We start from the raw sequence: 20,227 nt of genomic DNA on the forward strand, positions 1-20,227 counted from the left end.
CAATTCAATGGCAGTAGAAAGAATATATGAACCATATCACCATGTAGAAGCGCAACCGCAAAGAAGACCTCAACCTCAAACGAGACCACAAACACAAACGCGTCAATCTCAAGTTAAAAAAACGGTCGTCGTTGGTTTGACAAGGTTTGAGAAAATGTTATACATATCGTTGATAACTATCATTGCCGTAATCAGTATCTATATGCTATCGTTAAAAATGGATGCATATGATACGAATGGAAAGATAGCAGATTTAAATCAAAAAATTGAAAAACAAACAAGTCAAAATAGCGCATTAGAAGCAGAAACAAAACAAAACGCATCATATAAACGCATCTATGATAAAGCCCAACAACAGGGTATGAGTCTAAAGAATGACAATGTAAAGGTAGTGCGTAAAAATGCCGAAACGCAAAATTAAGATTAAAAAAAATAAACTAGGAGCAGTCCTCCTTATTAGCTTTTTTGGACTGCTCTTTTTTCTATTGGTTTTGAGATATAGTTTCGTAATGTTAACAGGCCACTCCTCAGGTGAGGATTTAATTGTTAAAGCCAATCATAAATATTTAGCTAAACTCGAAGAACATGCAGAGCGTGGCAAAATCTTTGATCGAAATGGAAAGGTTTTGGCTGAAGATGTTGATCGTTTTCGATTAGCAGCTGTCTTAGATCCTAAAGCGAGTAAAGATTCCAAAAAGCCACGACACGTTAAAGATAAGAAAGAAACAGCGAAAAAATTAGCGAGAGTTATTGATATGTCTGAAAAAGACATTGAAAAAAGACTAGATAATAAAAAAGCTTTCCAAGTAGAGTTTGGAAAAGCGGGTAAAGGTTTAACATACCAAGACAAAGAGAAGATAGAAAAAATGAATTTGCCAGGAATAACCTTATACCCAGAAGTGCAGCGATTTTATCCTAACGGTAATTTTGCGTCACATTTAATTGGTTTGGCGCAAAAAGATCCGGATTCGGGTGAATTGAAAGGTGCGCTTGGTGTAGAAAAAATATTTGACAGTTATTTAACTGGAAAAAAAGGACATTCCTCTTTTACTACTGATATTTGGGGATATATTACTCCGAATTCTAAAAATGAAGTAGCACCTGAACGTGGAGACGATGTTCATTTAACCATTGACTCAAACATTCAAGTTTTTGTTGAGGAAGCGTTAGACAACATGGTTAAACGTTATGAACCTAAAGATTTATTTGCGGTAGTCATGGATGCTAAAACTGGTGAAGTTTTAGCGTTTAGCCAACGCCCAACTTTTAACCCAGAAACAGGCGAAGGTTTCGGGAAAAAATGGGCGAATGATTTGTATCAAAATACTTATGAACCAGGTTCAACGTTTAAGAGTTACGGATTAGCCGCAGCGATTCAAGAGGGTGAATTTGATCCTAAAAAGAAATATGAATCTGGCTATAGAGATATTCAAGGCTCTCGCATTTACGACTGGAATAAAAAAGGTTGGGGAGAAATTAACATGGGTCTTGGTTTCACGTATTCTTCCAACACTTTAATGATGAAACTTCAAGATTTAGTCGGTGCAGACAAAATGAAAACTTGGTATGAAAAATTTGGATTTGGTGAGAAAACTGGCAGTTTGTTTGATGGTGAAGCAAGCGGACATATTGCTTGGGATAATGAACTGATGCAAAAAACGTCTGCATTTGGACAGTCTACAACAGTGACACCAGCTCAAATGCTTCAAGCGCAGTCGGCCTTTTTCAATAAAGGGACAATGTTGCAACCTTATTTCATTCAGTCAATTATGAATCCCGTCGAGGATAAAACATTTTATAAAGGTGAACGCAAGGAAGCTGGAAAACCGATTACGAATGAGACTGCTGAAAAAGTGAAAAAACAACTTGATGAAGTTGTAAATAGTGAAAAAAGTAATGCTAAAAATTACCGCGTTGACGGTTATCGCATCGGTGGTAAAACGGGTACTGCACAAGTTGCTGACGAAAAAAATGGGGGATACGTTAAAGGTGCAAATCCGTATTTTGTGAGTTTTATCGGCCATGCGCCAAGTAAAGATCCTAGAATTGTTGTGTATGCGGGTATGAGTCTTGCCCAAAAACGCGACCAAGAAGCATATGAAATGGGTGTGAGCCGAGCGTTTGTACCAATCATGCAAAATACATTGCAATATTTAAATGTGGGTAACGAAGAAGTGAAAAATAATGGTAAACTGAATGAAGTACCTGACGTCACGAACCAATCTTTACAAAAAGCTGAAGATACGCTTAAAGGGAAATCATTTAACCCTGTCATCATAGGTAATGGCGAAAAAGTTGTAAATCAAAGTCCAGATCGCAATGTGAAGTTACTACCGAACAGTAACGTACTCGTAATGACAGATGGCGATCTAACAATGCCAGATATGACAGGATGGACGAGAGATGATTTAATAGCCTTTGAATCTCTAACCGGTATTAAAGTGAAAGTTACAGGAAGTGGTTTTGTGAAATCACAATCCATCTCACCACATGCTGCTATCAATAAAAAGCAACAAATTGAAGTAGAATTAAAATCGCAATAGTTTTGTACGCGTATCGAACATGACGCGCATAAACAATTGTAGATAACATGTAAACACTTGGGGGTGGAGCAACGAGTTCAAATGAGAGTTTGACTTCTGTTTCACCTCCAATTATATATTATTAATTAAATTAATCATGTTTGAATAAAAAGGAGAACGACTATGAGTTTTTTGATCGCAATTATCGCTTTTATCATTACGGCCGTCCTCGTGCCTGTATTGATTCCGACATTAAAAAGAATGAAATTTGGGCAAAGCATTCGTGAGGAAGGGCCCGAAAGCCATATGAAAAAAAACGGAACACCAACTATGGGTGGACTTACTTTTCTAATTAGCGCCATTGTCACAACTTTAATTGCAAGTTTTTTTGTGGATACCGCTAGCCCATTATTATTACTCGTATTTGTTACGTTAGGATTCGGTTTAATTGGTTTTATAGATGATTATATTATTGTTGTAAAGAAAAATAACCAAGGATTGACAAGTAAACAAAAGTTTTTAGCACAAATTGTTATCGCTGTAGTATTCTTTATTGTTGCTAAAGGAATGAATGCCTTCGACTTTTCAACAAGTATTAACTTACCGTTTACGGATATCTCAATTCCTTTATCGTTTGCATATGTGATCTTTATCATTTTTTGGCAAGTTGGTTTTTCAAATGCAGTTAACTTAACAGATGGATTAGATGGACTTGCAACAGGTTTATCAATCATCGGTTTTTCAATGTATGCCGTGATGAGTTTTATTTTGGCACAACCTGCGATAGGTTTATTTTGTGTGATTATGGTTGCCGCTTTAGCAGGATTTTTACCGTATAATATTAACCCAGCTAAAGTATTCATGGGAGATACAGGTAGTTTAGCGTTAGGTGGTATTTTTGCGACCATCTCAATTATGTTAAACCAAGAATTGTCACTATTATTTATCGGTCTAGTTTTCGTCCTTGAAACACTATCAGTGATGATTCAAGTTACTTCGTACAAATTAACAGGTAAACGCGTATTCAAAATGAGTCCACTTCACCATCATTTTGAGCTTGTTGGGTGGAGTGAATGGAAAGTAGTAGGTGTATTTTGGACAGTCGGTTTAATTTCTGGCCTTATCGGCTTATGGATAGGAGTGAGCTAATTGTTAAACTATACAGGTTTAAAAGGGAAAAAAGTACTCGTCATTGGGTTAGCAAAAAGTGGGTATGAGTGTGCGAAGTTGTTACACCTACTTGGAGCAGACGTTACTGTTAATGATGGTAAAGATTTATCGCACGATGCTCACGCGCATGATTTGGAGACTATGGGCATTAAAGTGGTAAGTGGCGCACATCCGCTTGCGTTGTTAGATGAATCTCCAATCATATTTAAAAATCCTGGTATTCCATATTCTATTTCTATTTTAGAAGAGGCAGAAAAACGAGGCTTGAAAATATTAACTGAAGTTGAATTAAGCTATTTAATTTCTGAAGCACCTATTATTGGTATTACTGGGACGAATGGCAAAACTACGGTGACATCTTTGATAGGAGACATGTTTAGCAAAAGTCGCGAAACAGGTCACCTTGCTGGTAATATTGGATATGTAGCATCAAAAGTGGCACAAGATGTGCGTGCAGATGAATATTTAGTGACTGAGTTATCCTCATTTCAACTTTTAGGCATTGAAAAGTACCGTCCACATATAGCAATCATAACGAATATCTATTCTGCACACCTAGATTATCATGGTGACTTAGAAAATTATCAAAACGCTAAAAAGCGTATATTTGAAAATCAAACAGAGCGCGACTACTTGATTTTTAATTATCATCAAAGACATTTAATTGATACGTCTAAAGTGAAATCAAAAATTATTTACTTTTCCACACAACAACCAGTAGATGGTATATATGTGGAGAATAACTACATCGTGTACAAAGGGATAAACCTTATACATTTAGATGACATTGTTTTGCCGGGTGAACACAACTTAGAAAATATTTTAGCAGCAATGATGGCTGCGATATTAGCTGGTATTTCAATTACCGCAATCATCCAATCTTTAACGACGTTTTCAGGTATTGAACATCGTCTTCAATACATTGGCAACAATAAGACAAACAAATATTACAATGACTCAAAAGCGACCAATACATTAGCGACACAGTTTGCATTGAATTCATTTAAACAACCTATCATTTGGTTGTGTGGTGGTCTTGACAGAGGTAATCAATTTGATGAGCTCATTCCTTATATGACAAATGTGCGTGTTATGATTACATTTGGAGAGACGCAAAACAAATTTGTGAAGTTAGGTGAAAGTCAAGGCAAGTATGTGTTAACTGCAAAAGATGTTGCAGAAGCTGTCGATTTAGTTCAAGGCATTATTGAGCCTAATGATGTTGTATTGCTTTCACCAGCGTGTGCAAGTTGGGATCAATATGACACATTTGAGCAACGTGGTGAAGTGTTTATCAATGCTTTCCGTAAACATTTACCATCACATTAAAGGGTGTGACATGAATGAGTGAACCGGTTAGAAAAATAGATAACGAATATATTAAAGAAAAGCGACGTAAACAATTAAAAAAAAGACGCCGATTTCAACGTAATTTAGTATTAGGTTTAGTAATTATCGTCTTTTGTATTGCGTTATTTATGTTTACACCGATAAGTAAGGTACATGATGCAGAAGTAAATGGCACGCATTTTGTACCTAAAAATGATGTAAAAAAAGAGTTGCAAATCAATCATCAACCTCGTGTGTATGCTTATGATTCAAAAGCAGCTATTGAACGGTTAGAAAAAAATCCACTTATTAAATCTATTGAAATTCACAAAGCATTTCCTAACACCATCATTGTAGATGTCAAAGAACATGATATCGTTGGCATTACACAAGAAAAAGACAAAGTAGTACCTATTATTGAGACCGGAAAAGTGATTAAAGATTTTAAAGGTACCGTCCCAAATGAAGTGCCATTTTTAAATGGATTTAAAGGGTCAGAAAAACGAAAAATGGTTGAAGCATTGCAAAAAATGGATCAAACGACACGCGCTCAAATTTCAGAAATCAATTTTGCACCTGAAAAAGATCAACCGAATCTTATTAGACTCTATATGAGAGATGGTATTGAAGTTTTAGGTAAAACAACGACAATAGCTAAAAAGCTAGAATATTATCCAAGTATGTCTCAAGCATTAGAAAAGGATGAATCAGGTAAATTAAAAAAATCAGGTTATATTGATTTGTCAGTCGGGGCAACATTTATTCCTTATGCAAATGAGAAAAATAATGACAATGGATCAGCGAGTTCACAAGAGCTTCAATCTGGTACTGCGACTGAAGATAAAGCAAAAGATGATTTACAAAAAGCATTAAATAAAATTAAAGAGAACGAAAAAGAATAAAAAGTCAAAAAAGTTTTAAAATCAACGTGTTTATAGTTCACATTGAAAGTGTGTTATTGTAAACTGTTTATAGTGTGAATAAGAATTATGTCAGGAGGTGCCTATCTATGGAAGAGCATTATTATGTGAGCGTAGATATAGGCTCATCAAGCGTTAAGGTAATCGTTGGTGAAAAATTTCATAATGGTATTAATGTGATAGGTACAGGGCAAACCTATACTAGTGGCATTAAAAATGGATTAATAGATGATTTTGATATTGCAAAACAAGCTATTAAAGATACGATTAAAAAGGCATCCATTGCGTCAGGTGTAGATATTAAAGAAGTCTTCCTTAAATTACCGATTGTGGGTACAGAGGTTTTTGATGAATCTAACGCGTTAGAGTTTCATGAAGATACAGAAATCAAAGGGACACATATTGAAAATGTTTTAGAAGGCATCCGTGAGAAAAATGTTGAACCCAACACTGAAGTCATTAACACATTCCCTTTAAAATTCGTTGTTGATGGAAACAATGAAGTGACAGACCCTAAAGAACTTGTTGCAAGACATTCATTAGAAGTAGATGCAGGAGTTATTGCCGTTCCACAAACATTGTTAATCAATATGATTAAATGTGTAGAAGCAAGCGGTGTAGATGTGTTAGATGTCTACTCAGATGCATATAACTATCGCTCTATTTTATCGGCTACGGAAAGAGAATTAGGTGCGTGTGTCATTGACATCGGTGAAGATTTAACACAAATTGCGTTTTATGAACGTGGAGAACTTGTAGATGCTGATGTTGTGACAATGGCTGGTAGACATATCACCGAAGACATTCAACAATTTTTAAATACTACATACGACACTGCTGAAAAAATCAAACAACAATATGGACATGCATTTTATGATTCAGCTTCTGATCAAGATGTGTTTACAGTAGAACAACTTGACAGTGAGACACCAGCACAGTTTACTCAAAAAGAACTCGCAGATGTCATTGAAGCACGTGTAGAAGATATTTTCTTTGAAGTGTTTGATGTATTGCAAGAACTACAACTTACAAAAGTAAATGGTGGTTTTGTAGTAACAGGTGGTTCAGCAAACTTATTAGGTGTTAAAGAATTATTAACAGATATGGTGAGTGAAAAAGTACGTATTCATACCCCTTCACAAATGGGAATTCGCAAACCAGAATTTTCTTCAGCAATTTCCACAATTTCTAGTAGTATTGCTTTTGATGAATTATTGGATTATGTTACAATTAGTAATCATGATGACGAGGAAATTGAAGAAGAAGTTATCGTAGATGAAACACCACGACACGAATCTCGAATGGGTGGTTTTGATGGCTTCTTTAAAAAGAAAAACAAGAAACACTCGGACGACAGAATGGAAACAGAACGAACAAATCATGATGCAGGTTATCATGACAATGAAAGATATGAAAAATATGATGATTATGAACTTGAAACTGAACGAGATGGAAGACATGCAAATGGTGAACCACATCAACAAGAAGAAAGTAAGTTCAAAAAAATTATGAGATCATTATTTGAGTAATTGGCTACAAAGATTAGGAGGAATTGTAAATGTTAGAATTTGAACAAGGATTTAATCATTTGGCGACACTTAAAGTCATCGGTGTCGGTGGTGGCGGTAATAATGCCGTTAACCGAATGATAGATCACGGAATGAATAATGTTGAATTTATTGCAATCAATACAGATGGACAAGCTTTAAACTTATCTAAAGCGGAATCAAAAATTCAAATTGGTGAAAAATTAACGCGTGGTTTAGGTGCGGGTGCTAACCCTGAAATCGGTAAAAAAGCTGCTGAAGAATCACGTGAACAAATTGAAGATGCAATTCAAGGTGCAGACATGGTATTCGTTACTGCTGGTATGGGTGGCGGTACTGGTACAGGTGCAGCACCAGTTGTAGCCAAAATTGCTAAAGAAATGGGTGCACTTACTGTTGGTGTTGTAACACGACCTTTTAGTTTTGAAGGACGTAAACGTCAAACTCAAGCTGCTGCAGGTGTAGAATCTATGAAAGCTGCAGTGGATACATTAATCGTTATCCCTAACGATCGCTTACTTGATATCGTAGATAAATCAACACCTATGATGGAAGCATTTAAGGAAGCTGACAATGTTTTACGTCAAGGTGTTCAAGGTATTTCAGATTTAATTGCTGTATCAGGTGAAGTAAACTTAGACTTTGCTGACGTTAAAACAATTATGTCGAACCAAGGTTCAGCATTAATGGGTATTGGTGTATCTTCAGGCGAAAATAGAGCGGTTGAAGCTGCGAAAAAAGCAATTTCTTCACCATTACTTGAAACGTCAATTGTGGGTGCACAAGGTGTGCTTATGAATATCACAGGTGGCGAATCATTATCATTATTTGAAGCGCAAGAAGCTGCTGATATCGTACAAGATGCGGCAGATGAAGATGTTAACATGATTTTCGGTACTGTAATTAATCCTGAATTACAAGATGAAATTGTGGTTACAGTCATCGCTACTGGTTTTGAAGAAAAACCATCTTCACAAGCGCGTAAGCAACAAAGTACTACTGGATTTGGAAGCAGTGCACAAAGTACACCAAGCAGAGAATCAAACTTTGGTGGTACCCACGCTTCATCACACGACGACAGAGAATTAGAAAATGGTCGTAGTCATAGTACAAATGATGATGATATTCCAAGCTTTATTCGTAATAGAGAAGAGCGCCGTTCAAGAAGAACACGTCGTTAATCCACTACCAATATCATCATAAGAAGATATGACATATAAGAGCATGAGTTGTATTGATGACGTTTAATATATACATGCTCACATAGTAGATAGATGATTGCTAGGGCAAAGGTGACTATTTCATTGTCCTAGCTTTTTATATTTTTATTGCAGTGTGTTCAATCAAGGGGGCGTATCGTATGAAAGCATTTATTCCTGCAGGTCATTATTTAAATTATGCACCTAGCCAAGAGCACGGTGTGTGCATTGGCATGACGACACGTCAAGGTGGTTTAAGTCCATTTCCGTCTCAGGCATTTAACATGGCGCGTTATATTAATGATGATCCGAAACACATTTCTGAACATCAACGTATACTTGCAAATGAAATTGGTTTTCCAACGTCCCAATGGGTGTTCCCAATTCAAACCCATGAAGCGAAAGTAGTCGAAGTGACAGCCAAAGATTGTGGCGCGAATATTTCTGAACTTGATGATACATGCTTATACGGTGTGGATGGTTTATATACGTATGAAAAAGACGTACTCCTAACGATGTGCTACGCTGATTGTGTACCTGTTTATTTTTATAGTCCTAAACATCACTTTATCGGACTTGCACATGCAGGTTGGCGTGGTACAGTGGGATGTATCGTGCATCATATATTAGATGCGTTTCCATATGCTTATGAAGATTTATATATAGTGATGGGGCCATCGACTTCAAATAGTTATGAAATTAATGATGATATTTTACGTCAATTTGAACAATTACCTATTGATATAACGCAATATGTCGAGCATCGTGGTGCCGATAGACATGGTATCGATTTAAAATTAGCAAATCAATTATTATGTGAGCAACGCGGTGTACCTCGAGAGAACATTTATCGCACAACCCATGCCACTTCTGAAAATTTAGAGTTATTTTTCTCATATCGAATCGAGAAAGGGAATACTGGTCGCATGTTAGCTTTTATAGGACAACATTGAGCTGTATTGAGGAAAGGACGAAAACAATGTCAGTTGTAGAAAATTATGATTATATTCAATCAAAAATAAAAAAACATCTTGCTAAAGTTGGTTTGAAGTCGATGCCTCGCGTGATTGCAGTTACAAAATATGTTACAATAGAGCGAGCTAAAGAGGCCTATGATGCTGGTATTCGAGATTTTGGTGAAAATAGAATTGAAGGGTTTTTAGATAAAAAAGCGGCTTTACCAAATGATGTAATGATGCATTTTATTGGATCATTGCAATCACGAAAAGTAAAAGAAGTCATTAATGAGATTGATTATTTACATGCATTGGATCGTGATAGTTTAGCCAAAGAAATCAGCAAACGCGCAACACACACTATTAAATGTTTTGTGCAAGTAAACGTCGCGGGTGAAGCTTCTAAACACGGCCTATCATTAGATCAGGTTGTGCCTTTTATCCAAAATCTTTCAAAATATGAGCACATTGAAGTTGTAGGTCTAATGACAATGGCACCATATATTGATGATGAAGATCAATTGAAAGACATATTTACACAATTAAAATCAAAACGTGATGATATTCAAGCTTTAAAATTAAATTACGCTCCATGTACTGAATTATCAATGGGGATGAGTAACGATTACGCCATTGCCACTGAAGCAGGTGCAACATATGTGCGTATCGGAACAAGCTTAGTAGGAAAAGAGGAGTGAGAGTATTGGCTATTAAAGATTTATTCAATGGCTTTTTCACGATCGAGGAAGAAGAAGACGACTTTATCGAAGAAGAAGAACGCCGTGAACGCGCACGTGAACGAGAACTAGAAAAACAAAGAGAAGTTGATACAAATCAAGGATCAGCTTCAAATCAACGCTATACATCATCGACACATGCAACAGAACGACCAAGAACATTACAATCCGTACCTAAAAAACAGTCATCCAGAATTAAATCTATGCATAATGAACGTAAATATCAAGTTGCGAAAGACCCTGCGACGCAACAAGGGAATGTGGTAAGTATGACACAAACATCAGATTCATTTTCAAATGGTAGCTCTAAAATGTGCTTATTTGAGCCACGCGTGTTTTCTGACACACAAGATATTGCTGATGAATTGAAAAATCGCCGTGCAACGTTAGTCAATTTGCAGCAAATTGATGCTGTATCTGCAAAACGTATCATCGATTTCTTAAGTGGTACAGTATATGCGATAGGTGGCGATATCCAACGCGTAGGCGCTGATATTTTCCTATGTACACCAGACAACGTAGAAGTAGCTGGTAGTATTTCTGAGCACATTGATGCCATTGAAAATCAATATGAATAAGGGAGACATCCATGAGCATACACACATTACAAACCATATTCGAATTTTTAATATTTGTAGTTAGAATCTATTCCTATGGAATGATTGTTTATATTTTCATGTCATGGTTACCTGGTGCACGAGAAAGTGTAGTGGGCCAATTCATGGCTAAAATCTATGAGCCGTATTTAGAGCCATTTAGACGTATCATTCCACCATTAGGGATGATTGATTTATCACCAATCGTCGCGTTTATTGTGCTTAATTTATTCCAAAGAGGTCTTTTTGAGATTTATCGTTTAATTGTGACATACTTATTCTAATTAAAACTATATTTAAGATAAATGTCGTAATTTGCGAACGCTTATTATGAACCTATAAATCAACGCAAAGGGGTAAGGACATCCAAACTGTCCCACCCCTTTTTTTAACTATCACAAGTTCAAAAAGGAGCATCGGTGCTATGGACCTTTATCAACATTTCAGAGCTGAAGAACGTCAAACTATAGATATGTTGACAGATAAAGCGAGACAAGCGGATATGCAGTATAGTCCAATATTAACTGCTTTTTTAGATCCACGTGATCAATATATATTAAAGGTCATTGTAGGGAGTTTCCCATCATTGACTTGTTATTTTTTCGGTGGTCCTCATAGTGAACGTCAGCGTGCGATTATTGCTCCTGACTACTTTGAACCCGAGCCTGATGATTTTGAAGTAAGTTTAATCGACATCGACTATCCGGAAAAATTTGTGACACTTCAACATCAACACGTGTTAGGGACGCTAATGTCATTAGGGATTGAACGTGACCAAATTGGTGACATATTATTAGGAGAGCGAATACAGTTCGTTTTGACAAATCAAATTAAATCTTATATTATGATGGAATTAACACAAATAAAAGGTGCTGCAGTTAAACTTAATGTTGTATCAATTGAAAATATGATAAAATCTAAAGAGCAATGGCAAACACACCAAACAACTGTAAGTGGGATGCGTTTAGATGTGATGTTGAAAGACATGATACGTAAATCACGAACGATTTCTCAAACACTCATTCAACGTAAACGTGTCAAAGTCAATCATACTCTTATCGAAGCCGTAGATTTTCAACTGGAGGAAGGCGATTTACTATCCATCCAAGGTTATGGTAGGGCGAAAGTGATACACATTGGTGAGCGCACGAAAAAAGATAAATTAAGATTAACCTATCAAACGTTATTTAAATAGTGTATGATAAAGGAGGAAATGACATGGCTTTTACCCCAAGTGAAATTAAAAATAAATCTTTTACACGTATCAAAAATGGTTTTGAACCGACAGAAGTTGAACAATATTTGGAACAATTAAGTACTGAAATTGAACGTTTAAAAGAAGATAAAAAACAACTTGAAAAAGTTTTAGAAGAAAGAGATGCACATATCCAATCTTTTAAAGATGTTGAAAAGTCGGTAGGAGAAGCGATTGTAAGTGCACAACGCGCTGCGGATGAAACAAAAGCTGCAGCACAAAAAGAACATGATGCAATCGTTCAAAAAGCACATGCTGAAGCCAATCGTATAGTCAATGATGGTATTGAAAAAGCACGTCGCTTATCATTCCAAACTGAAGATATGAAGCGTCAGTCTAAAATTTTCCGTTCACGTTTCAGAATGCTTGTTGAAGCGCAACTCGATTTACTTAAAAGCGATGACTGGGAGTATTTACTTAACTATGATCTTGACGCACAACAAGTGACTGAAGAAAACTTCCACCATTTACATCAGCAAGACATTACTGCACAAGAGCAACAACAAGCACAAGCAAAACCTGAAGCACAACAATCTACTGAAAATAAAAAACAAAATGATGGAGACGCGCAAGAGAAGTAAGTTTTACCACAGCGAGTTAGGATTGGTGAGAGCCTAACGTAGACCCTTTTCTTGTATCACTCACATTGTTGATGAATATATTTATTATAAGAGAACTCTAAGCTGAGTTAATGAGGGTGGTACCGCGGCATAAGTCGTCCCTTTAATTGAGCTTAGAGTTCTTTTTATATTTAAAGGAGTGTATGAATGATGGATTATAAAGAGACGTTGTTAATGCCTAAAACGAAATTTCCTATGCGTGGTGGATTACCAAATAAAGAACCGCAAATCCAAGCAGAATGGGAAGAAAAACAACTTTATGACAAAATGTTAAAGAAAAATGAGGGGAATACACCTTTCATTTTGCATGATGGACCACCATATGCAAATGGTAATTTACATATGGGACATGCGTTAAATAAAATTTTAAAAGATTTTATTGTACGTTACAAAACGATGCAAGGGTTTTATACACCTTTTGTTCCAGGTTGGGATACTCATGGTTTACCAATCGAACAAGCCTTAACGAAAAAAGGTGTTAAACGTAAAGAAATGTCTACAGCAGACTTCAGAAAAAAATGTGAAGCATTTGCATTAGAACAAATCGAATTGCAGAAAAAAGATTTTAAACGTCTAGGTGTGAATGGTGACTTTAATAATCCATATATTACACTTAAACCTGAATATGAAGCTGCTCAAATTCGTTTGTTTGGTGAAATGGCTGACAGAGGATTAATTTATAAAGGTAAAAAACCGGTATATTGGTCGCCATCAAGTGAGTCATCATTAGCTGAAGCTGAAATTGAATATCACGATAAACGTTCAGCGTCTATTTATGTTGCTTTTGAAGTTAAAGATGCAAAAGGCACTGTAGATGAAGATGCCAAGTTTATTATTTGGACAACGACGCCTTGGACTTTACCTGCCAATGTTGCAATTTCTGTACATCCAGAATTGACTTATGTACAAATGAATGTCGATGGTGAAAAATATGTCATTGCAGAAGCATTAGTCGACAACGTTGCAGAAGCATTAGAATGGAATAAAGAAACGGTTGTTCGTGAAAAAGAATTTAAAGGTTCTGAGCTAGAGTACGTTGAAACAGCACATCCATTTATTGACCGCGTGTCACTTGTTATCAATGGTACACATGTTACGACAGACGCTGGTACAGGTTGTGTCCATACAGCACCTGGTCATGGTGAAGATGACTATATCGTAGGTCAGAAATATGGTTTGGATGTGATTAGTCCAGTTGATGATAAAGGTGTGTTTACTGAAGAAGCAGGTCAATTTGCGGGCATGTTCTATGATAAAGCAAATAAAGACATTACAGAATTGTTAACTGAAAAAGGTGCATTACTCAAATTAAACTTCATTACACATAGTTACCCGCATGATTGGCGTACGAAAAAACCTGTTATTTTCCGTGCAACACCACAATGGTTTGCCTCAATTTCAAAAGTACGTGAAGATATTTTAGATGCAATTGATCACACAATGTTTAAAGTAGATTGGGGTAAGACGCGTATTTACAACATGATTCGTGACCGTGGTGAATGGGTCATTTCGCGTCAACGTGTTTGGGGCGTTCCGCTTCCAGTTTTCTATGCTGAAAATGGTGACACGATTATGACTAAAGAGACAGTAAATCATGTTGCAGATTTATTTGAAAAACACGGCTCTAATATTTGGTTTGAGCGTGATGCAAAAGACTTATTACCAGAAGGGTTTACTCATGAAGGTAGTCCAAATGGTGTATTCACGAAAGAAGAAGACATTATGGACGTGTGGTTTGACTCTGGTTCATCACATCGTGGTGTGTTAGAAGGACGCCCTGAGTTAAGTTATCCAGCAGATATGTATTTAGAAGGTAGTGACCAATATCGTGGTTGGTTTAACTCTTCAATTACGACTTCTGTAGCAACACGAGGTATTTCACCTTATAAGATGTTGTTATCTCACGGTTTTGTTATGGACGGTGAAGGTAAAAAAATGAGTAAATCTTTAGGTAATGTCATCGTTCCAGATACCATTGTTAAACAAAAAGGTGCTGACATAGCACGTTTATGGGTATCATCTGTGGATTATTTAGCAGACGTACGTATTTCTGAAGAGATTTTAAAACAAGTGGCTGATGTATATCGTAAAATTCGTAACACGTTACGCTTCTTACTTGGTAATGTGAGTGATTACAATCCAAATACAGATAGCATTTCAGAAGACCGTTTATTAGAAGTTGATCGTTACGTATTACATCGTTTTAGAGAATTTAAAAACAGCACGTTAGATCATTTTGATCACTTTGATTATCTTGATATCTATCAAGAAGTTCAAAACTTCATCAATGTAGAACTTAGTAACTTCTATTTAGATTATGGTAAAGATATTTTATATATCGAAGCTAAAGATGCGCATAAACGCCGTAGTATGCAAACGGTACTTTATGAAATCTTGATTGATTTAACGAAACTATTAGCACCAATCATTCCACATACTGCTGATGAAGTATGGTCTTATATTGAACAGCAACCAGAAGAAAGTGTTCATTTATCAAATTTACCTGAGCGTCAAGATGTTGATCGTGAATTAATCGAAAAATGGACGACATTTATGAGTTTACGTGATGATGTTAACCGTGCATTAGAACAAGCACGTAATGAAAAAATCATCGGTAAATCATTACAAGCGAAAGTGAAGATTGGAAATAGTACTTCATTTGACACAACGTCATTCTTAAGTCAATTTGAAGATTTACATCAACTCTTTATTGTGTCACAAGTAGAAGTTGTTGAGTCACCGAATGGTCAAGATTACCAATATGCGAACATCGCGATTGAACATGCTGAAGGAGAGCAATGTGCGCGTTGTTGGAACTATTCAAATGATTTAGGATCAGTAGGTGAAATGACTGCATTATGTCCGCGCTGTCAAGAAGTTGTTAAAACATTAAAATAATACATGCGTGAGATATAAACCTATACTTTCAATGTTAATAAAATTTAGTTTGGTGTTTTGCCTCCAAGTTCATCTCGTTATGAATTTGGGGGCTTTATTTCATTCCACACTGTATTCAAAAAAATGCTTATTTTAATATGTATTGACATCTAAATGATTAATATGAGTGCGTTTATGTCATCATCATTGCCAATTTGCTTAACAAAAGAGGTTATGCCTAGTGATATGAAAGCGGTGATACAATGCGGTTGATATACGTGTGCTTTTATGTAAAAAGAAACGTAAATACACTTTAGAATTATGTCTACATAAAATTTAAGGTAAAATTAATGTAATATAATATATTATTTAGTATTTTTAGTCTCTATTTGTGTTACGCTTTTATCGTTAATCAACGTCAACTATCAAAATCTTTAAATAATGGTTTTATATTAAGGGAGTGACACAATGGGGAAATATTTTATTTGCGGACTGATATTTGCTATGGTCGTATTTTTAGCGGAAACGGTGAAACACTTAACATTTAATCAAATTTATTATGGTAATATGTTAGGATTTTCAAATTTTCTAGACGTTTTAGTTACAACAGTTTTAGGTTATGCATTTGGAGTATTAATGGCAATGTTATTATATATTAAAAAATCGAGAAGATAATGGTAAGTGTGTTTATAAATGCAATCATATTCAAGAATAAGTGATTACAATTAAAGTATATGATTGGAAATGACATTTTCATGGTATAATGATGGAATGTAAGTAGAAAGGATTTTAAACGATGAAGAAAAAATACTTTTTAGGTTTATCCATCTTCACAGTAATTATAGTCTTAATTGCTGACCAATTGACAAAATGGCTAATAGTCGCACAAATGACAGTTGGGGAATCGTTTACTGTTATACCAAATGTTTTAGCGATAACATCACATCGCAACAATGGTGCTGCTTGGGGTATTCTAAGTGGCCATATGCCATTTTTCTATATCATAACGGTCGTTATTTTAATCGCACTCATTTATTTCTATGTTAAAGAAGCGCAAGGTCACTTACTCATGCAATTTTCAATTAGTTTATTAATTGCTGGAGCTTTAGGAAATTTTATAGATCGTGTATTGAATGGTGAAGTTGTAGATTTTATCGATACGAAGATTTTTGGATATGATTTTCCGATTTTTAATATTGCAGATTCGAGCTTAACAATCGGCGTTATTTTACTAATTATCGTGTTGGTATTTTCGACACAACGTGAAAAAGGATAGGTGAGTACCATGCAAAAACATGAATTTAAAATTGAAGATGCATCTTTAGCGTTACAACGTATTGATAAAGTATTACCTCAATTCAATCAAGAGTGGTCTCGCAGTCAAATTCAGGATTGGATTAAGGAAGGTCAAGTTAAGGTAAACGATAAAGTTGTAAAATCAAATTATAAAGTGAAATTGAATGATAGCATTGAAGTGACAGAAGCAGAACTCATTGAAGCGGATATTAAACCAGAAAATTTAAATTTAGACATTTATTATGAAGATGAAGATGTCGCGATTGTATACAAACCCAAAGGCATGGTTGTGCATCCATCTGCGGGTCATTACTCCGGTACTTTAGTCAACGGATTAATGTATCAAATAAAAGATTTATCTGGAATTAATGGCGAAATTCGCCCGGGCATTGTGCATCGTATCGATAAGGATACGTCAGGATTATTAATGGTTGCAAAAAATGATGTGGCACACCGTCACCTTGTTGAGCAATTAATGGCGAAAACCGTGACGCGAAAATATACCGCACTTGTTCATGGTCACATCCCACATGAATTCGGTACTATCGAGGCTCCCATTGGTCGTAATCAGAATGATCGTCAATCCATGGATGTGGTTGATAATGGTAAAGAAGCCATTACGCATTTTAATGTGATCGAAAACTTTAAAAGTTATACACTGGTAGAATGTCAGCTTGAAACTGGACGCACACACCAAATTCGTGTGCACATGAAATATATTGGTTTTCCACTTGTTGGGGATCCAAAGTATGGACCGAAAAAAACACGAGATATTGGTGGACAAGCGTTGCATGCTGGGTTAATTGGATTTACACACCCACGTACAGGTGAGTATATTGAACGTAGTGCACCGCTTCCTGAAGCGTTTGAAGCACTTATTGAAGAAATACGTCAAGAAGATGTAACTTAAAACGTAAAATGTTACGATTCTCACTTTGACAATTGCGTCTAAAAACGTTATGATGGTTTACAGTAAATAAATGAAGTCTTTAAATATGAGTCCCGTGAGGCTTGAAAGACATGAAACGTATACATTAATGTAGGCGCGTTTTGTTTTGTTCTGTGAAGCAAAATAAAATGAGTCGTTACTTTAACATATTCACTCATGTCTTATTACAGACATGAGTTTTTTTATGTCTCAATCATAGCTCATTAATATGAAATCAAATCAATCATGCCTTTCGAAAGGAATGTGAACAATGGCAGAACGTATTATTTTAGATGAATCAGCAATTAACCGTACATTGACACGCATTGCACATGAAATTCTGGAATATAATAAGGGTTCTGAAAATTTGGCTTTGTTAGGGATTAAGACACGTGGTGAATTTTTGGCAAAGCGTATCCAACAAAAGATACAACAAATAGAAAATGTTTCTGTACCAACGGGAACAATTGACATTACCCAATTTCGTGATGATGTCGAAATGCGCGATGTGGCGTTAGCGCAATCTTTCGACATAGATATAGATTTAAATGATCGTATCGTCATTATTGTTGACGATGTACTGTACACTGGACGCACAGTACGTGCATCATTAGATGCTATTTTATTACATCGACGTCCCAAAAAAATAGGTCTCGCAACACTCGTGGATCGTGGTCACCGAGAGTTACCCATCCGCGCAGATTTTGTAGGTAAAAATATACCGACATCACATGAAGAATCTGTTGAAGTGTTCTTGTCCGAAGTAGATGATCGTAACGCCGTCATAATTCAATAACCACCTTTTAATTCAGTACGAGAGACTGACAAAGGTACCCTCAAAATGATTCATAGGATGCATGTAGCTACACCTTCATCGGCATCACTATATCATTTTGATTACCCATGTCTCTTAACTGAATAAAGTTAAGAGATTTTTTTTTATAAAAGGAGATATCAAAATGCAAAATGAAGAAATGTTTAAACGTACAGTACAACCCGTTTTAGATGTACATAAAAAACCAAAACCAGCACAATGGGCTTTTTTAAGCATACAGCATTTATTTGCGATGTTTGGTGCGACAGTACTCGTGCCTTTCTTAACAGGGCTACCAGTATCCTCGGCGTTACTCGCATCGGGGGTGGGAACGCTCCTTTATATCTTAATTACTAAAGGGAAAATACCCGCGTATTTAGGATCAAGCTTTGCCTTTATCACACCCATCATTACTGGTTTGAGTACAAATAGTTTAGGCGATATGTTAGTTGCTTTATTTATGAGTGGGGTCATGTATGTCATTATCGGTATTGCTATTAAATTAAGCGGTACGAACTGGCTCATGAACATCTTACCACCTGTCGTTGTCGGTCCTGTCATTATGGTTATTGGATTAAGTCTTGCACCTACTGCAGTGAATATGGCAATGTTTGAAAACTCAGGGGATATGAAAGGATATAACTTAACGTATGTCGCTGTAGCAGCAATTACATTATTTGTCACATTGATTGTACAAGGCTTTGCAAAAGGATTTTTCTCACTTATCCCGGTGCTTATCGGTATCATTGTTGGCTACATTGCAGCAATTATTTTCGGCATAGTGGATTTTAGCAAAGTTCAAGACGCAGCATGGTTACAATTTCCGGATATTTACATACCGTTTGCAGATTATCAACCTTCTATACACCTCGGCTTAATAGCAGTGATGTTACCCATTGTATTCGTCACTGTAAGTGAGCATATTGGGCATCAAATGGTGATTAACAAAATAGTAGGTCGTAATTTCTTTGAAGATCCAGGTTTACATCGGTCAATCATCGGTGACGGGGTGTCCACAATGTTTTCGAGCATCATTGGTGGACCACCAAGTACGACGTATGGTGAAAACATTGGGGTACTAGCAATTACAAAAATCTATAGCATTTATGTAATCGCAGGGGCTGCTGTGATTGCCATCATGCTTGGATTTGTTGGAAAATTTACAGCATTGATTTCATCTATCCCAACACCTGTTATGGGTGGTGTATCCATTCTGCTTTTCGGAACAATTGCAGCGAGTGGCTTACGAATGATTGTTGAAAGTCAGGTGGATTTTGCGCAAAACCGAAATTTAGTCATTGCGTCAGTCATTTTAGTGATTGGTATTGGTAATATGATGCTTAACTTATCAGATTTAGGTGTTAAGTTGACAATCGAAGGTATGGCATTATCAGCAACAGCAGGAATCGTTTTAAATCTCTTACTACCAAAACGTTAGACACATTCAAAGGAGGACATATG

At 36.1% G+C, this 20,227-nt stretch carries 19 protein-coding genes; all 19 read left to right on the forward strand.

Going from position 1 to position 20,227, the window contains the following annotated elements:
• The first annotated feature begins 7 nt into the window (after positions 1–7).
• The 19 genes from ftsL to G8Y85_RS01830 all read left to right on the forward strand — a co-directional run bounded on the left by ftsL (position 8) and on the right by G8Y85_RS01830 (position 20,204).
• A complete protein-coding gene (gene ftsL / locus G8Y85_RS01740; protein WP_103346123.1) occupies positions 8–421 on the forward strand; it encodes a cell division protein FtsL in 414 nt (137 codons plus the stop codon).
• The gene (locus tag G8Y85_RS01745; RefSeq protein WP_060550851.1) at positions 402–2,543 is read left to right on the forward strand and encodes a penicillin-binding protein; all 2,142 of its coding nucleotides are present in this window, start codon (positions 402–404) and stop codon (positions 2,541–2,543) included. Before ftsL ends, G8Y85_RS01745 begins: the two co-directional genes overlap by 20 nt.
• 162 nt (positions 2,544–2,705) lie before the next feature.
• Entirely contained in the window at positions 2,706–3,671 is a 966-nt protein-coding gene (mraY, locus tag G8Y85_RS01750) for a phospho-N-acetylmuramoyl-pentapeptide-transferase (protein WP_060550852.1), read from the forward strand.
• Complete coding sequence (murD, locus tag G8Y85_RS01755) at positions 3,672–5,021, forward strand: UDP-N-acetylmuramoyl-L-alanine--D-glutamate ligase (protein ID WP_060550853.1); 1,350 nt, start codon at positions 3,672–3,674, stop codon at positions 5,019–5,021.
• Positions 5,022–5,035: 14 nt separating this feature from the next.
• On the forward strand, positions 5,036–5,923 hold the full coding sequence (locus tag G8Y85_RS01760) for a cell division protein FtsQ/DivIB (protein WP_105995204.1): 888 nt from the start codon (positions 5,036–5,038) through the stop codon (positions 5,921–5,923).
• A gap of 107 nt (positions 5,924–6,030) precedes the next feature.
• Positions 6,031–7,470: a cell division protein FtsA gene (gene ftsA, locus G8Y85_RS01765; RefSeq protein WP_060550855.1), complete on the forward strand. Its 1,440-nt coding sequence runs from the start codon at positions 6,031–6,033 to the stop codon at positions 7,468–7,470.
• A gap of 29 nt (positions 7,471–7,499) precedes the next feature.
• Positions 7,500–8,669, forward strand: coding sequence for a cell division protein FtsZ (gene ftsZ, locus G8Y85_RS01770; RefSeq protein ID WP_165805351.1), 1,170 nt, complete (start codon positions 7,500–7,502; stop codon positions 8,667–8,669).
• Between the two features lie 179 nt (positions 8,670–8,848).
• Positions 8,849–9,640, forward strand: coding sequence for a peptidoglycan editing factor PgeF (gene pgeF / locus G8Y85_RS01775; protein ID WP_103346125.1), 792 nt, complete (start codon positions 8,849–8,851; stop codon positions 9,638–9,640).
• A gap of 26 nt (positions 9,641–9,666) precedes the next feature.
• On the forward strand, positions 9,667–10,341 hold the full coding sequence (locus G8Y85_RS01780; protein ID WP_165805352.1) for a YggS family pyridoxal phosphate-dependent enzyme: 675 nt from the start codon (positions 9,667–9,669) through the stop codon (positions 10,339–10,341).
• A gap of 5 nt (positions 10,342–10,346) precedes the next feature.
• The gene (locus G8Y85_RS12320) at positions 10,347–10,958 is read left to right on the forward strand and encodes a cell division protein SepF (RefSeq protein WP_085622292.1); all 612 of its coding nucleotides are present in this window, start codon (positions 10,347–10,349) and stop codon (positions 10,956–10,958) included.
• 11 nt (positions 10,959–10,969) lie between these two features.
• Positions 10,970–11,260 carry a YggT family protein gene (locus G8Y85_RS01790; protein WP_060550858.1) on the forward strand — a complete coding sequence of 97 codons (291 nt, stop codon included), beginning with the start codon at positions 10,970–10,972 and terminating at the stop codon, positions 11,258–11,260.
• 140 nt (positions 11,261–11,400) lie between these two features.
• Positions 11,401–12,171, forward strand: a complete 771-nt coding sequence (locus tag G8Y85_RS01795) for a YlmH family RNA-binding protein (RefSeq protein WP_165805353.1) — start codon at positions 11,401–11,403, stop codon at positions 12,169–12,171.
• A gap of 23 nt (positions 12,172–12,194) precedes the next feature.
• Positions 12,195–12,812: a DivIVA domain-containing protein gene (locus tag G8Y85_RS01800; RefSeq protein WP_060550860.1), complete on the forward strand. Its 618-nt coding sequence runs from the start codon at positions 12,195–12,197 to the stop codon at positions 12,810–12,812.
• 189 nt (positions 12,813–13,001) lie between these two features.
• Complete coding sequence (gene ileS / locus G8Y85_RS01805) at positions 13,002–15,749, forward strand: isoleucine--tRNA ligase (protein ID WP_103346129.1); 2,748 nt, start codon at positions 13,002–13,004, stop codon at positions 15,747–15,749.
• A gap of 447 nt (positions 15,750–16,196) precedes the next feature.
• A complete protein-coding gene (locus G8Y85_RS01810) occupies positions 16,197–16,403 on the forward strand; it encodes a hypothetical protein (RefSeq protein ID WP_037564806.1) in 207 nt (68 codons plus the stop codon).
• 121 nt (positions 16,404–16,524) lie between these two features.
• On the forward strand, positions 16,525–17,004 hold the full coding sequence (gene lspA, locus G8Y85_RS01815) for a signal peptidase II (protein ID WP_037564804.1): 480 nt from the start codon (positions 16,525–16,527) through the stop codon (positions 17,002–17,004).
• Positions 17,005–17,013: 9 nt separating this feature from the next.
• A complete protein-coding gene (locus tag G8Y85_RS01820; RefSeq protein ID WP_165805354.1) occupies positions 17,014–17,934 on the forward strand; it encodes an RluA family pseudouridine synthase in 921 nt (306 codons plus the stop codon).
• Between the two features lie 289 nt (positions 17,935–18,223).
• Positions 18,224–18,748 (forward strand): bifunctional pyr operon transcriptional regulator/uracil phosphoribosyltransferase PyrR, encoded by a 525-nt coding sequence (gene pyrR / locus G8Y85_RS01825; protein WP_037564802.1) that lies wholly within the window; start codon positions 18,224–18,226, stop codon positions 18,746–18,748.
• 163 nt (positions 18,749–18,911) lie between these two features.
• Positions 18,912–20,204 carry a uracil-xanthine permease family protein gene (locus tag G8Y85_RS01830; RefSeq protein WP_165805355.1) on the forward strand — a complete coding sequence of 431 codons (1,293 nt, stop codon included), beginning with the start codon at positions 18,912–18,914 and terminating at the stop codon, positions 20,202–20,204.
• Positions 20,205–20,227 lie beyond the last annotated feature (23 nt).

It is taken from the genome of Staphylococcus sp. 11007852 (genome assembly GCF_011394325.1).
GTDB lineage: Bacteria > Bacillota > Bacilli > Staphylococcales > Staphylococcaceae > Staphylococcus > Staphylococcus agnetis.